At 61.9% G+C, this 14,334-nt stretch carries 12 protein-coding genes and 2 pseudogenes; 11 read left to right on the forward strand and 3 right to left on the reverse strand.

Features of this window, described 5'->3' with window-relative positions; all coding sequences use genetic code 11:
• Positions 1-1,587, forward strand: a 1,587-nt coding sequence (locus E4O86_RS03790; protein WP_161139192.1) for a glycosyltransferase family 39 protein, incomplete at its 5' end; no start/stop codon positions are given.
• 105 nt (positions 1,588-1,692) lie between these two features.
• On the opposite strand, the gene E4O86_RS03795 is transcribed toward E4O86_RS03790, so the two are convergent.
• A complete protein-coding gene (locus tag E4O86_RS03795; protein ID WP_161139193.1) occupies positions 1,693-1,902 on the reverse strand; it encodes a hypothetical protein in 210 nt (69 codons plus the stop codon).
• Between the two features lie 213 nt (positions 1,903-2,115).
• Between E4O86_RS03795 and guaA the strand changes: the two genes are divergently transcribed.
• Positions 2,116-3,684 carry a glutamine-hydrolyzing GMP synthase gene (guaA, locus tag E4O86_RS03800; RefSeq protein WP_161139194.1) on the forward strand — a complete coding sequence of 523 codons (1,569 nt, stop codon included), beginning with the start codon at positions 2,116-2,118 and terminating at the stop codon, positions 3,682-3,684.
• An 81-nt stretch (positions 3,685-3,765) separates the two neighbouring features.
• Here the strand turns inward: guaA and E4O86_RS03805 are convergent.
• A pseudogene (locus tag E4O86_RS03805) lies at positions 3,766-3,984 on the reverse strand (helix-turn-helix transcriptional regulator).
• 160 nt (positions 3,985-4,144) lie between these two features.
• Between E4O86_RS03805 and E4O86_RS03810 the strand changes: the two are divergent.
• From E4O86_RS03810 to E4O86_RS03825, 4 genes and pseudogenes are all read left to right on the forward strand, one after another.
• Positions 4,145-4,488, forward strand: a pseudogene (locus E4O86_RS03810) (ATP-binding protein); the annotation flags it as partial.
• A gap of 289 nt (positions 4,489-4,777) precedes the next feature.
• Entirely contained in the window at positions 4,778-5,182 is a 405-nt protein-coding gene (locus tag E4O86_RS03815) for a VOC family protein (RefSeq protein ID WP_161139195.1), read from the forward strand.
• A gap of 87 nt (positions 5,183-5,269) precedes the next feature.
• On the forward strand, positions 5,270-6,217 hold the full coding sequence (locus E4O86_RS03820; RefSeq protein WP_161139196.1) for a Bug family tripartite tricarboxylate transporter substrate binding protein: 948 nt from the start codon (positions 5,270-5,272) through the stop codon (positions 6,215-6,217).
• Between the two features lie 115 nt (positions 6,218-6,332).
• Positions 6,333-7,211 carry an SDR family NAD(P)-dependent oxidoreductase gene (locus tag E4O86_RS03825; RefSeq protein WP_161139197.1) on the forward strand — a complete coding sequence of 293 codons (879 nt, stop codon included), beginning with the start codon at positions 6,333-6,335 and terminating at the stop codon, positions 7,209-7,211.
• Positions 7,212-7,346: 135 nt separating this feature from the next.
• On the opposite strand, the gene E4O86_RS03830 is transcribed toward E4O86_RS03825, so the two are convergent.
• Positions 7,347-8,261 (reverse strand): LysR family transcriptional regulator, encoded by a 915-nt coding sequence (locus E4O86_RS03830; protein WP_161139198.1) that lies wholly within the window; start codon positions 8,259-8,261, stop codon positions 7,347-7,349.
• Positions 8,262-8,426: 165 nt separating this feature from the next.
• Between E4O86_RS03830 and E4O86_RS03835 the strand changes: the two genes are divergently transcribed.
• From E4O86_RS03835 to E4O86_RS03855, 5 genes are read left to right on the forward strand one after another with little or no spacing between them, the layout of a single operon-like run.
• Positions 8,427-9,194, forward strand: coding sequence for an enoyl-CoA hydratase/isomerase family protein (locus tag E4O86_RS03835; RefSeq protein ID WP_161139199.1), 768 nt, complete (start codon positions 8,427-8,429; stop codon positions 9,192-9,194).
• A gap of 3 nt (positions 9,195-9,197) precedes the next feature.
• Positions 9,198-10,586: an acyclic terpene utilization AtuA family protein gene (locus tag E4O86_RS03840; protein WP_161139200.1), complete on the forward strand. Its 1,389-nt coding sequence runs from the start codon at positions 9,198-9,200 to the stop codon at positions 10,584-10,586.
• Positions 10,579-10,935: an AtuA-related protein gene (locus tag E4O86_RS03845; protein ID WP_161139201.1), complete on the forward strand. Its 357-nt coding sequence runs from the start codon at positions 10,579-10,581 to the stop codon at positions 10,933-10,935. The genes E4O86_RS03840 and E4O86_RS03845 overlap by 8 nt, the downstream gene beginning before the upstream one ends.
• Positions 10,932-13,295: a CaiB/BaiF CoA-transferase family protein gene (locus E4O86_RS03850; RefSeq protein ID WP_161139202.1), complete on the forward strand. Its 2,364-nt coding sequence runs from the start codon at positions 10,932-10,934 to the stop codon at positions 13,293-13,295. The genes E4O86_RS03845 and E4O86_RS03850 overlap by 4 nt, the downstream gene beginning before the upstream one ends.
• Positions 13,292-14,287 (forward strand): Bug family tripartite tricarboxylate transporter substrate binding protein, encoded by a 996-nt coding sequence (locus E4O86_RS03855; RefSeq protein ID WP_205520682.1) that lies wholly within the window; start codon positions 13,292-13,294, stop codon positions 14,285-14,287. Before E4O86_RS03850 ends, E4O86_RS03855 begins: the two co-directional genes overlap by 4 nt.
• Positions 14,288-14,334: the final 47 nt, after the last annotated feature.

A 14,334-nucleotide genomic window follows, 5' to 3' on the forward strand; every position in this document is an offset into this window, starting at 1 on the left:
CCCGGCGCGCCCGCCGACCGGCCGGCGGAAGCCGGGGCCGTGCGCGAGGACCGGCTCCTCGCGCTCGCGCGCCGCCGTCCGCTCGCGCTCACGGCGGCCGTCGCCGTCCTCTACGCGCTCCCCTTCGCGCTCGCCCGGCTTCTCGCCTCGCCCTCGCTCGGCACCGACGACGTCAACGAGAACGTGCTGACCCAGAGCTGGCAATGGGGCTACACCGCCCGCCAGCCGCCCCTCTACGACTGGCTCCTGATCTCGCTCCAGACGGTCACCGGGCCCGAGCTGCCGTCCTTCCTCGTCATCCGCTATGCGACCCTGATCCTGGCGATCCTCGCTTATGCGGCGCTCGCCCGGCACGTCCTGCGGGATCGGGCCTGGGCGGTCGTGGCGGCCCTCTCTTTGACGCTCGTCTACCAGATCGGATGGCTGCAGCATCAGGTCTTCACGCACACGGCGCTGGTCGTGCTCGCCGTCCCGGTCTGCGCGCTCGCGGCTTTGCGCTGGCTGGAGCGCCCGGATGCCGGCCGGGCGGTCGCGCTCGGAGCCGCCATCGCCTTCGGCTTCTACGCGAAGCACAGCTTCGCCGCCTTCATCGGAACCTTCCTGGCGGCCGCGCTCCTGCAGGCGCCGATCCGCGCCAGGCTCGCCGTCCGCACCGCGCCGCTCGCCGTCCTCGCCGCGGTCGCGCTCTATCTGCCCTATGCGCTCTGGCTCGCCTTCGGCGGGCAGAGCCTCCTGCAGCAGGTCGAGAACCGGCTCCTCACCGACGAGACCTATCGCGAGCGGGTGCTTCGCGGGCTCCTCGACATCCCGCTCACCGTGCTCGGGTTCCTGTCGCCGCTCCTGCCGCTTCTCGTCGTGTTCTTTCCACGCGCCTTTTCGCCGAAATTCGCCCGCGCCGCCTCCGGCGAGCCCGATTTCGCCCGCCTCTTCCGCGATCAGGCGCTCTTCGCCCTCGCGCTGATGGTGGTCGGCCTGCTCTTCTTCGGCGTGGGCGTGTTCAAGGAGAGCCACATGCAGGCGCTCTTCCTGCTCGCGCCGCTCTGGCTCTTCGCGCGGGTCGAGGCGTCGGCGCCGTCCGCCCGGCGCGTCCGGCTGTTCGTCCGGCTGGTGGCGGCCGCGGCGCTCTTCACCTTCGCCGTCAAGATCGGCGCCTTCGTCTGGAAGGACCGGCCCTTCTGCACGCCGATCTGCCGGGACATCAAGCCCTATGACCGGCTCGCCGAAGCGCTCGCGCAACGCGGTGCGGCGACCGGCACCCTGATCGGCGGCGACGAATATGTTGCGGGAAATCTGAGGCGGCTCTTTCCCGAGGCGCGGGTGCTCGGACTGCGGATGAGCTATTTCCGGCCGCCCGCGGACCCGGCGCGGCAGCAGGTCTGCCTGCTCGTCTACGATTCCGGTCCGGACGGCTCCAGGCCGCCGCCGCTCGACCGGATGGCGAGCGAGTTCGGGCCGGCGGCGCCGGCGGAGGGAAGCGCGGTGGTGGCGATCGACGAGCCCTGGTCGCGGCCGTTCGGGCCGGCGGGCTGGCGGACCAGCCATTGGGGCATCGTGGCGCTCGACCCTGCCGGCGAAGCCTGCCGGTGACGCGGTAGCGCCAGAAAAAGCAATGCCGCCGGAAATCGGCGGCATGCTCCGTTCCGGTCGGCCTTGCCGCCCGGCATTCGTTGTTGCGGACGGGATCCCGGCCGCTTACTTCGCGCCGAGAAGGCGAGCCTCGATCTCGGGGTCGATGCCGACGATCATCAGATCCTCGGGACGGGCGCGGCGCCGGCTCTCCCAGGCGTTCGCGACCGCGACGCTGGCAAAGAACAGGTCGGCCCATTCCGAAACGCGGCGGCCGAAGCCACGGAAGCCGCCTTCGGCCGGGGCGTGGGTGAGAGTTGTCGTTCCGACAGACATTTAGACCTCCATCGCTGTCGTGGTAGAAATAATACCAGCGATGGTGCACCGCAACATACACCACCGCAGCGCTGCCATGCGCTGAGTGAATGCATGCCTGGGATGCGCGCGTCCTGCGCTTGCGCGCTGGAGGGAGGGGGGAGCGGCGCCCGGCCGCGCGCGCTCCCCGTCGCGGCCGTTGCGGATGCCTGCGGTATTGCCTACACGCGTGCCATGACAGAGCCCGTCAGCGCCGTCCACGACACGGTCCTCATCGTCGATTTCGGAAGCCAGGTGACGCAGCTCATCGCGCGGCGCGTGCGCGAGGCCGGGGTCTATTCCGAGGTGGTGCCGTTCCAGGCGGCGGAGGCCGCGCTCGCGCGCCTCGCCCCGAAGGCGATCATCCTTTCCGGCGGGCCGGCGAGCGTCCACGGCGCGGAGAGCCCGCAGGCCGCGCCGGCGCTTCTGGAGGCCGGCGTCCCGGTGCTCGGCATCTGCTACGGCGAGCAGGCGATCTGCGCCCGGCTCGGCGGGTCGGTCGTTCCGGCGGAAGAGCGCGAGTTCGGCCGCGCCTTCGTCGAGATCGTGGCCGAGAGCCCGCTTTTCGAGGGCGTGTGGGAGCCCGGCACAAGGCATCAGGTCTGGATGAGCCACGGCGACAAGGTGGTCGCCATTCCGCCCGGCTTCCGGCCGATCGCGGTGACGGAAGGATCGCCGTTCGCCGCGATCGCCGACGAATCGCGCCGGATCTACGGCGTCCAGTTCCATCTCGAGGTCGTCCACACGCCGGACGGGGCGAAGCTCATCTCCAATTTCGTGCATCGCATCGCCGGCCTCGCCGGCGACTGGACGATGGCGAAGTTCAAGGACGAGGCGATCGGACGGATCAGGGCGCAGGTCGGGCAGGGGCGCGTGATCTGCGGCCTTTCCGGCGGCGTCGATTCGGCCGTCGCGGCCGTCCTCATCCACGAGGCGATCGGTGAGCGGCTCACCTGCATCTTCGTCGATCACGGCCTGATGCGGCAGGACGAGGCGCGGCAGGTCGTCGAGCTCTTCCGCGGCCATTACAACATCCCGCTCGTCCACGTGGATGCGGCCGCGACCTTCCTCGCCGCGCTCGCGGGCGTCGCCGATCCCGAGGCGAAGCGGAAGACGATCGGCCGCCTCTTCGTCGAGACCTTCGAGGCGGAGGCGGAGAAGATCGGCGGCGCCGGCTTCCTCGCCCAGGGCACGCTCTATCCGGACGTGATCGAGAGCGTCTCCTTCACCGGCGGCCCGTCCGTCACCATCAAGTCGCACCACAATGTCGGCGGGCTGCCCGAGCGCATGAACATGGCGCTCGTCGAGCCGCTCCGGATGCTCTTCAAGGACGAGGTGCGGGCGCTCGGGCGCGAGCTCGGCCTGCCGGAGGCCTTTGTCGGGCGCCATCCCTTTCCGGGGCCGGGCCTTGCGATCCGCTGCCCCGGCGCCGTCACGCGCGAGAAGCTCGACGTGCTCAGGAAGGCGGACGCGATCTATCTCGACGAGATCCGCAAGGCGGGCCTCTACGACGCGATCTGGCAGGCCTTCGCCGTGCTGCTTCCGGTCCAGACCGTCGGCGTGATGGGCGACAGCCGCACCTATGACAGCGTGCTGGCGCTGCGCGCCGTCACCTCGGTCGACGGCATGACCGCCGACTTCTTCCATTTCGACATGGCCTTTCTCGGCCGCGCCGCCACCCGCATCATCAACGAGGTGAAGGGCGTCAACCGCGTCGTCTACGACGTGACCTCCAAACCCCCCGGGACCATCGAGTGGGAATGATTTTGGTCTATCCGGACATATCCAAAACTACGCTAGGATACGATCTAACTCATTGATATAAATAAGTATTCCTGTCTGTATCTATCGATGCCTATCGGTGGACTCTTTGACGGGCCGAGTCCTGCGTTGTTTCACATCCGGTCTCGGAGCGCGGAGAATTGGTTTTGAACGGCGAGCCGCAAGCCACGCCTGAACCTCGTCCAAATCCCAAACGACGCATCTTGGGGTCAAAGCAAAGCGCCGCGGAGATTCGCCGCGCTACTCCATTTCGTAAATTGTGCTGTCAGCCAATGGCACGATCTCGCGCAACTGCTGCCGCCGACTCGTTTTCTTGATCGGCGTGATAGCGTGAGTGCTCAAGTTGCGTCTCCTCTGGTTCCAAGTGAGGAGATAGAGAGCAATAGATCCGAAAAGATGGAAGCCGCCATTACTCCTTATCGGGCATTAGCGCGTCACGGCGAGAGGCCGCTTCTTCAACCTTGTCGACCTCGTCAGCCAACTCGAGCAGGAGAAGGCCGCTGGCCGAAGTGGAAGGACTGCCGAGACGCTCCTGCGCCATGACCTCATCGTCATCGACGAACTGGGCCATCTGACCTTCAGCCAGTCGGGCGCGGAGCTGCTCTTCCACCTGATCCGCAAGCTCTACGAGAACACCTCCATCATCATCACCACCAACCTTGCCTTCGCCGACTGGCCGCAGGTCTTCGGCGATGCAAAGATGACGACCGCCTGCTCGACCGGCTCACCCATCATTGCGACGTCGAAACCGGCAATGAAAGCTGGCGCTTCAAAAACCGCGCCTGAGCCTCACGACGTCACCGCACTCTGGGACCGCAGCCGCCCGGGCTGCGAAACCCCGACCATCTCCGCCGGGGCGGCCGCGCTCGTCCGCGTCACACGAGGAGGATGACTTCGGACGCGAAAACGGGGTGACGATTGAAAGCGAATTGAAACACTTGACGCCCAAGCCGCGACTATACCATCCCAGCAGATTAGCTGTGAACAAATTTCAACGCAACTTTTCCAAGGTGCGCGTTGACACTCTGCCGAATGACGACAGAAAATACGACTATGAGAGAATGGAGGATCTAAAGTGGAAATAAGACTGCACCATGTAAACGTAAATTCCTATGATGTGGCCAAAAGTGTTTCCTTTTATAAGGATATAGTTGGTTTTGATGCCGGAGAACATCGCCCTGCATTTACGGATAAGGATGGCGCTTACATCCAGGAATCATATTGGTTCGGCGAGAAAAGGCGAGGACTGCATCTGTGCATGCCGAATCCAGATGTCACGCTGAGGCGTCGGTTTTCCATTAATCCCACCGTTGGTGGCCATGCAGCCTTTACCGTTCCCGACATTTCGGCGCTTCGAAAAAGGCTGGACGCGGCAAATATCATGTACACAGATGCGGGAGATTGGGCAAGTATAGGCCTCAAGCAGATCTATGTTATGGATCCTTCTGGAAACGTTATTGAGTTCCATGAACTGATCTAACGCCGAAAAGGTGGTGCGTCTTTTCATAGATCATATCAGTTCCTTTGATGAGAACATCTGACACCATTATTCGGGAGGAATAGAAAAATGAAGAATATCAGCCGAAGGTTTTTCGGCGCTGCGTTGGCCCTGGGTTTCTGCTTTGGGTTCGGCCCTGCCGCAATGTCCCAGGAATATCCAAGCAAGCCCATTCGCTTCATCGTTCCGAACGGGCCGGGCAATTCGGTGGACATCGTAACGCGGCTGGTAGCGTCCAAACTGCATGAGCGCCTCGGCTGGAATACAGTGGTGGAAAACATCGCTGGCGGAAAGAATGTTCCGGGCGCCAGGGCTGTCCTGGATGCGCCTGCAGACGGCTACACTGTATTCTCTCCCGGCGCGTCGATCGCCATCTACACGGCCGCCGGTGCTCCTTATGATCTAGTCAAGGACTTTGATCCAGTCACCAGGCTCATCGACCTGCAGATCATCATCGCTGCCAGCCTGGATATGCCCTTCGACAGTATAGCCGAGGCCGTCTCATACTCAAAGGAAAACCCCGGCAAGCTCACATTCGCCGCCTATGAGGCCGGGTCCGGCACCCATCTCGCCGGCGAATTGCTCAAGCTGAATACCGGAATAGACATGCGCCACGTTCCATACAAGGATTCGACCTTTTTGGTCGACCTCATGTCGGGGCGGGTTGCGCTGGGCGTTTTCAGCGCTACGACTCTGGCAGGCCCGCTGGCCGAGGGGAAAATCCGCGCACTGGGCGTCCTGGGCAAACGCAGGAGTTCGACGCTGCCTGATGTCTCGACAATCTCGGAGCAGGGGCTTCCAGAAATGGATGCCGAATCCTGGGTAGGATTGATCGTCAAAAAGGGGACGCCGCCGGAGATCATCCAAACTCTGAACAAGGAGGTGGTGGAAATCCTGAAGCTTCCCGATGTGGTGCAGCGCATCGAGCAAATAGGGGGAATTCCAGCCGGTGAAGAAGTCGCCAGTTTCGATAAGAAGAACAAAGATGATGTGGAAATGTATACCAATATTCTCTAGAAGACGAAGATCAACCTGAAATAAGTTTATCGAGGATGAAAAATTGAAGCGAGTTCTTTTGGGCTTTCAGGAGCGGCGCTGTCAAGCGCCCTCCCTTCCGCGTGGGCGGCCTAACTTGACCGTCCTTGACGGAAAGGCCGTGGTGTTTACTGGCTCAGGCCGGGGGATTGGTGCAGCCTGTGCCCGCTCGGCCGCCTCGGAGGGCGCCAAGGTCGTCATCAACGACGTTGCCGGCAACCTCGTGGACAAGGTGGTTGCCGAAATCCGCGAGGAAGGCGGGCAAGCCATCGGGTTCGCTTGCGACGTCTCTAGTTCTGCGGAAGCTCTCAAACTTATATCCTGCTGCTGCGACAGTTTTGGTAGAATAGACGGCTTGGTCAACAACGCGGCGCTGATAAAACATCATTCGATCGATGAAATGGATGAGCAAGACATTGATGCGCTGTTGCGCGTCAATGTGATGGGGACCATCCATTGCGGGCGTCACGCGGTGGCGCGCATGAAGGCGCAGGACGGTAACGCGTCGATCGTGAACGTCACGTCCGGATCGCAGATGGGTCTCGCCGGCGCGAGCGTGTACAGCGCCACCAAGGGCGCGGTTGCATCCCTCACATATTCATGGGCGCTGGAATTGGATGGCTCGCCCATACGCGTGAATGCCGTGTCGCCCTACGCCGAGACACGCATGTCGCAGGCGACGGATGCCTTTCGGCACAGGAAGGGTGAGCCGGCTCGTGCGGCAGCATTGCCGGAGCCCGCCGCTAATGCGCCTCTGGTCAATTTTCTCCTGTCCGACCTGAGCGAGGGAATAATCGGACAGGTGTTCCGTCTGGCGGGGGATGAGCTGAATACCGTCACACATCCGGCCCTGCTTTGTCCACCGGCCGTTCGCCGTGACTGGTCGGCCCAGAAGATTGATGCCATCCTGAAAGCCGAACTGTCCGGCATGCTGCAGCCCCTGGGTTATCAGTCGGTCGTTCAAAGGCCGGTCTAACCGACGTCCAGTTCATCATGGCGTCTCTTTGCACCGCCATCATGATGTGTCTTCTTGTTTGAAAACGTTCTTCTGAACGTGCCATGCTGCATGCGTGTAGGATGGATGAGGTTGTTGCCGCGCGAATGCCGCCGGTCAATTCGACTGGATGATATTCCTGTCCAGGTTCCAGTCCTGGGCCGACAGCTTTCGACGGATATATTCGATGAACAATCGCAGACGCGGGCTTAAATTCTTTCGCGCCCTGTAGATGGCGTATATCCCTTCCAGATATGTATACGGCGTAAAAAGTTCGACTAGCCGGCCTTCCTCCAGATCCTTGGCGATCATATATCCCGGCAGTCGCGCTATGCCGACGCCATCCAGCACCAGCCCAAGCAGGAAACCGGCCTGATCGACTACGACCTTGCTGTTGATCGGCACACGGGTCACGACGCCTTCCTTCACGAAAGGCCAAGCGTCCCGTTCGGGCATGGAATAATTCAGGAGCTGGTGCGTTGCCAACTCGCTCGGCTTTGTCGGTACACCTGCGCGTTCGAGGTAGAGGGGCGAGGCGCATACAACGCGCTTGCTGGCCGCGATCCGCCTCGCGACCAAGGACGAGTCTGCCAGTTCGCCGAACTGAATCGCTATATCCGTGTCTTCGGTTAGCCCGAAGAACTTCGGACCGACGCGGAGTTCAAATTTCAGGCTCGTATATCGCGCCAGGAATTCCGGCAGTATCGGAGCAATCTGTCCCTGTGCGAAAGCCGGCGACGTGTGAATCCTGATCGTGCCGTGAGGGACTTTGATCAGCGATTCCGCCAGTTCATCCACCTCCTGAATCGCGTTCAGCACTCGGGTGATACTGCTCAGATAAAGTTCTCCTTCACGCGTCAGCATGACGAACTTGGAGGTGCGATCGAACAGGCGTATCTTGAGCCTGTCCTCGATCCTGTTGACCATCTTGCTGATCGCCGACGGCGAAAGCCGCAAGGCGCGCGCGGCAGAGGAGAAATTGCCGTTCTTCGCGACGGCGGCGATCATGTTGAACTCGTCGAACCGGTTCATGGAGCCCCCAATTCAATGCGGCGATCATGCTCCGCCGGAAAAGCATACACCAGGGCTGCTGTGAAGGAATCTCACAGCGAATGTTCCAAATGCTTTCTAGCAGCTCCGGCGGCTCGCCCTTACCCTCCAGCCAGATAATCGTTCGGCTGGACAACGGATAGACTTATGGAAGGCATGCAGGCGGTCACCTATGAACTGGCGGATGGGGTCGCTCTTGTGACGATACGGCGCCCGGACCAGCTCAATGCGGTCACCAAGGCCGTCCGCGAAGGCCTGGTCGATGCCTTCGTCCGTTTCGAGTCCGATCCGGAGGCAAAGGTGGCCATCCTGACCGGGGAGGGCCGGGCGTTCTGCGCAGGGGCCGATCTCAAGGAGATGGTGGATACGGGCAAGAAAATTCCCGGGGCTATGGCCATTCCTCATCTCGGCCGCACGCTGCACGTCTCGAAGCCGACGATCGCCCAGGTCAATGGGATTGCCTATGCCGGCGGCTTCCTTCTAGCGCAGATGTGCGACCTGTGCACCGCCTCGGAGGATGCTGAGTTTGGCCTGACCGAGGTGCGTTGGGGACGCGGCGCACCATGGGCGGGGCCATTGCTCTGGATGCTACCGCAGCGGATCATGATGGAAATGCTGGTCACCGGGGAGCCGCTGTCGGCCCGGCGCGCCTATGAGCTTGGCTTCGTCAACAGGCTGGCGCCTGCTGATCAGCTGGCCGAAGTGACAATGAACCTGGCGCGCACGATCTCCAGGAATGCGCCGCTCGGCGTGAAGGCGGGGCGAGAACTGGCTTATCTGGCGGCCGACACCGGACGGACCGGAAGCTTCGCCGCAGGCGATTTGTGCTTCAGAGCCGCCTATCTCAGCGAGGACGCGATCGAGGGTCCCAAGGCGTTCAAGGAACGCCGCGCGCCCAACTGGAAAGGTCGCTGACCGATGGCCGACGAACGCATCATCCGCATCGGAAGCGGGTCCGGATCGTGGGGCAATGACATCACCGAACCGCGCGAGTTGCTCAGCCGCACCCATGTGAACTATCTGGTGATGGACTATCTCGCCGAGCTGACGCTGTCGATCATGCGCCGGCAGATGGACCGCAATCCTGAAGCCGGTTTCGCGACCGATTTCCTGGCCGTCTTGGAAGACATTCTGCCCCTCATCGCCAAGTCCGGCACCAAGATCGTCACCAATGCTGGCGGACTCAACCCCCGGACCTGCGGCAGGATGGTTGCGGAACTGGTGGAGAAAGCGGGCCTTTCCTCGCGCATCAAGGTCGCCATTGTGGATGGCGACGACCTGCTGCCGCGACTTTCCGAATTCTCGTCCGCTCTTCCCTTCGACAACGCCGATGACGGCCGGCCTTTTTCAGAGGTCGCGCGGCGCATCGTCAGCGCGAATGCCTATTTTGGAGCACAACCGATCCGCGAAGCGCTCGACGGAGACGCCTCGATTGTCATCGCCGGACGTTGCGTGGATGTAGCGCTGACGCTTGGACCGCTCATCCATGAATTCGGCTGGGGCGAGCAGGAGTGGGACAGGCTGGCCGCCGGCACCGTCGCTGGCCATCTTCTGGAATGTGGCCCTCAGGCGACAGGTGGAAACCACCAGGGATGGCAGGACATTCCAGGGTTGGAGCATGTCGGCTATCCCATCGCGGAAGTTTCCGAAAATGGCGATGTGGTGCTGACGAAGGCTTCCGGCACCGGCGGGGCCGTGAACCGCCGGACCGTGACTGACCAGCTCCTGCATGAGGTGTTCGATCCACGCCATTTCCTCTCGCCGGACGTGACGGTGGACTGGACGACCATCGAACTGAACGAACTCGGCGACGACCGCGTCCGCCTTTCGGGAATCAAGGGAACGCCCCCGCCCTCGACGCTGAAAGTGTCGATGACCTATCGGGACGGCTACAAGGCGATCTTGATGTGGCCCTACGCCTGGCCCGATGCCGAGAAAAAGGCGCAGGCCGCCTTCCGGAAGATCGAGCACACGATCAAGCGGCATGGACTTCGGTTTGACGAAACGAGGGCGGACATCTTCGGTGCAGGCGCCATCCATGGGCGGCGCTCAAACGTGCTGCCCCGCGCGGCGGAGCCGCTCGAGGTCATCGCGCGCTTCGCGGCCCATACGGAGCACAAGGAAGACGCGGGCCGCCTGGCGTCGCAGCAGGCGCCGATGCACTATGGGCCTCCCGGTCTGGCAGGCCAGATCGCCGGCGGCAAGGGACAGGTCCTCAGTGTCTATTCACATTGGCCAACCCTGATTCCGGGCGATCTCCTCACCCCAACAGTCGAGTTCATGGGAGGGCAGGACTGCCATGGATGAGGGGCTGCTTCGCGATATTGCCTGGGTCCATTCGGGTGACAAGGGCGACAATATCAATCTCGGGGTCGTCGTCTGGGACAGGAATGACTACGGCCTTCTTCTGGAGGAAGTCACGGCGGATCGGGTGAAAGAACATTTCTCCGACATCTGCCACGGCAGCGTCACGCGCTATGAGCTGCCTAACCTCTGGGCGGTCAATCTCGTCCTGACACGCATACTGGACGGCGGGCCGGCCCGATCGTTGCGGCTCGACCCGCAGGGCAAGACCCTTGGCGATGCGCTGCTGCTGCTGCCGCTTCGGCATGACGGCCGATCCGTATCCGACGAGGCAAAGAAAAGGCAATCATGAGCAACGATCTTCTGCAGGTGATCTCTCGAGATCTGCTTTGCGACCTGAAGGTCGTGGAGGTGTCCCACAGCATTGCAGGCGCGTATTGCGGCAAGGTGCTGGCCGATCTGGGCGCCGAGGTGACCCGTTTCGGCCCCGACACCGCCGCCATAGTCTCTGCCGGAACAGCGGATGCGCTACAGGAAGTCCTGCATGGCTCGAAGGCATGCGAGCCGCTGGAGAACGTCGCTGGCCACCCGGCGCTGGCCGCTGCAAATCTCGTCATCATCGAGACTGGAGGAACCACAATTGGTTACCCGGAACTGGTCAACGACTTCAAGGCGCGTGAAGGAATAGCGTCCGCCGCTACCCTTATCGTGATCACTCCGGCTGCGGACATCGCCGGCGAACTGCCGGGCTGCGGCCTTACCAGCGCCGCCTGGGGCAGCATGAGCTGGGCAATCGGCGAACGTTCCCGCATGCCTCTGACGCTTCCCTACGACATCGCCGACTATCTGGTGGGCGTCAACGCGGCCGCAGCAGCCGCGCTGGCGGCTGCCAGCCCGGCAAAGAGCGGTCGTGACATTGAGGTCTCGGGGCGGGATGTGCTGGCCTACATCGTCGGCATGCTGGCTCCTCATCATCTTGCCTATGGCAGGCCGTGGTCTCGTTCCGGCCGGCGACCGTCCATGTCGGGTGGTGTGTATCCCTGCGGCCTGTTCTCCTGCAGCGATGGATATGTCGTGATCTATTGCCGCAGCAACCACGAATGGCGTGGCATACTGGCCGCGATGGGCGATCCCGAGTGGTCGCGCGAGGAGCGCTTCAGCGATCCGCGGGTCGTGGCGCGTGAACATGCGGACGAGGCAGACTCGCACCTGTTACCGTGGCTCGCCAGGCATTCGCAGGACGAGTTGATGGCGCTGGCTCTCGATCGCGGGTTTGCGGTCGGTCCGGTCAAGTCGTTGGACGAAGTTCTCGGCGATCGGCAATTCGCGCACAGGCAAGCGTTCGAGGCGATCAGCGCAGGCAGGGCAGCGACAGCCGGCTCGCCAGTCGTCGCTCCCAGAATGCCCTGGCTCCTGAAGGAACTGGACACGTCTCAAAAGCCTCATGCCGCGCCCGTCACCAGACCCCCTGCGGACTGCCAGCCACAGGAGCCGTCATCCTATCTTGGCGGTCTCAGGGTGCTGGACCTTTCCTGGGTGTGGTCGGGGCCGATGGTGACCTCGATCCTGGTCGATTTCGGCGCGGAGGTCCTGAAGATCGAACACCCCTCGCATCTCGACTCCGTGCGCCTGCGCGGCCGTCCAATCATCAACGGCAAGCCCATCGAGGGGCCAGAGGTTGAGGTCAGCCCCTGGTTCAACCAGCTCAACCACGGCAAGAGAAGCGTGACGATCGACATCAAGTCGCCAGAAGGCCAGGAGCAGATACGTCGGCTCGCGGCGTCCTGCGATGTCGTCGTGGAGAATATGCGGCCAGGCGTGCTGGACCGCCTGAACATCGGCTATCGGGACCTTGCCGCCGCAAATCCCGGAGTCATCATGCTTTCGATGTCCATGGTGGGACAGACCGGGCCGCTCAGCCAGATGAAAGGCTATGCCGGGATCATGTCGAGCATGGCCGGGCTGGAATCGCTCGTTGGCTATGTTTCCGACGGTGGCGAACCCGACATCGTGGGAATGATGATGACGGCGCTGGGCGATCCCAATGCCGCTATCCATGCCACCACGGCGCTTCTGTCGGCGATTGTCCGGCAGCGCCGCACTGGTCGTGGATGCTGGATCGATCTATCGCAGATCGAGGCGATGCTCTCGGTCATGCCGGCGCCGCTTCTCCAGCATCAGGTTGAAGGCGATGTGCCGATCCTGGGAAACCGTCATACGCTCTACGCTCCACACGGCCATTTTCCCTGTAAGGGGCAAGACAGCTGGACAGCCATCTGCATCAGGACCGACGAGCAGTGGCGAGAGCTGGTCGACAAATCCGGGAGTGGCGGACTTGCCCGGTTCCGGGATCTCGATTCGGCCGGGCGCCTGAGGCAGGTTTCCGAGATCGAAAGCGCCGTCGCCGAGTGGACGTCGGGTCTGCCTCGGGACCAGCTTGTGAACGAGCTATTGGCTATTGGCGTTGCGGCGGCACCCGTCAACTCTTTCGAGGATATGACTGGATCAGCCTGGAAAGCTGAGCGGGCTTTCACGATGAATGTCAAGCATCCGTTCCTGGGCACACGCGAAGTCTTCATCCCCCCTTGGCGCTTTGACGGGCGATTGAGTGGCGTGAATATTCCAGCACCGATATTGGGCGCCGATACCGCTGCGGTGCTGGATAAAATGGCCCGTGACGGAGGTGCCGTTCGCCAAGCAGTCGGGCATTGAAAAAGGAGGAAGAAATGCGTTCTAGATATCTATTGGCTGCGGTGGTCTCTGCCGCCTTTGCCTTTGGAAATATCACGCCGGGTGCAGCGCAATCCTATCCGGAAAAGCCTGTGCGCATCATCATTGGCTTTTCTGCTGGTGGTGGAACAGATATTTATTCGAGACTCCTTGGTGATAATCTTTCAAAGATCCTCGACCAGAATTTCATTGTAGAAAATATGCCCGGAGCCGCAACCAAAATTGCTGCTGAAGCCGTGGCGAGGGCGCCTGCAGATGGATATACGCTATTTTTTACCGGTGCTACGGCGTTAGTTTCCAACCCTCATCTATATGAAAAGATTTCCTACAGCGCCGATGATTTTGCACCGATATCGCTCGTGGCAACGACTCCCTACACGGTGATGGTAGGAGCCAAATTCCCTGCTCAGACCTTCGACGACCTCATCAAGCTCGCGAAGGAGCGACCCGCGAGCATCAAAGTCGGATCGCTCGGCGTCGGAAGCGGGCCGTATCTCGTCGGCAAGGCCGTGGAGCAGGCCTTCGGTCTCCAGTTCGTCGAGGTGCCATACAAGGGGTCGGCGGACGCCGGTCTCGATCTCGCAGCCGGCCGGCTCGATGTCTATCCGGACGGCATGACCGGCTCGCTGATGATGCACAAGAATGGCAATGGCAAGATCGTCGCCGTAATGGACGACAAGCGCTCGCCCTCGGTGCCGGACGTGCCCTCAATTGCTGAACTCGGCCACCCCGAACTGGCCTTGATCAACTGGTTTGCGCTCGTTGCGCCGGCGGGAACCCCCAAGGAAATTATCGACAAGCTGAACAAGGCTACTGTCGAGGCGGTAAAGATGAACAATTTCTCGGAGTGTCTTTTGGAGAATGGGGTTATCGCACAGTCCAGCACACCAGAGGAACTGGGAGAGCGTATAAAATCAGGCTCGGTCACCTGGCGGAAGCTGATCGAGTCCTTGCATCTCAAACTGAGAGATTGAGGGATTTAACAAGAAAGTCGGCTGGCTTGTCACAGGCGAGCCAGCCG

Source organism: Propylenella binzhouense (assembly GCF_009866965.1).
Taxonomy (GTDB): domain Bacteria; phylum Pseudomonadota; class Alphaproteobacteria; order Rhizobiales; family Afifellaceae; genus Propylenella; species Propylenella binzhouense.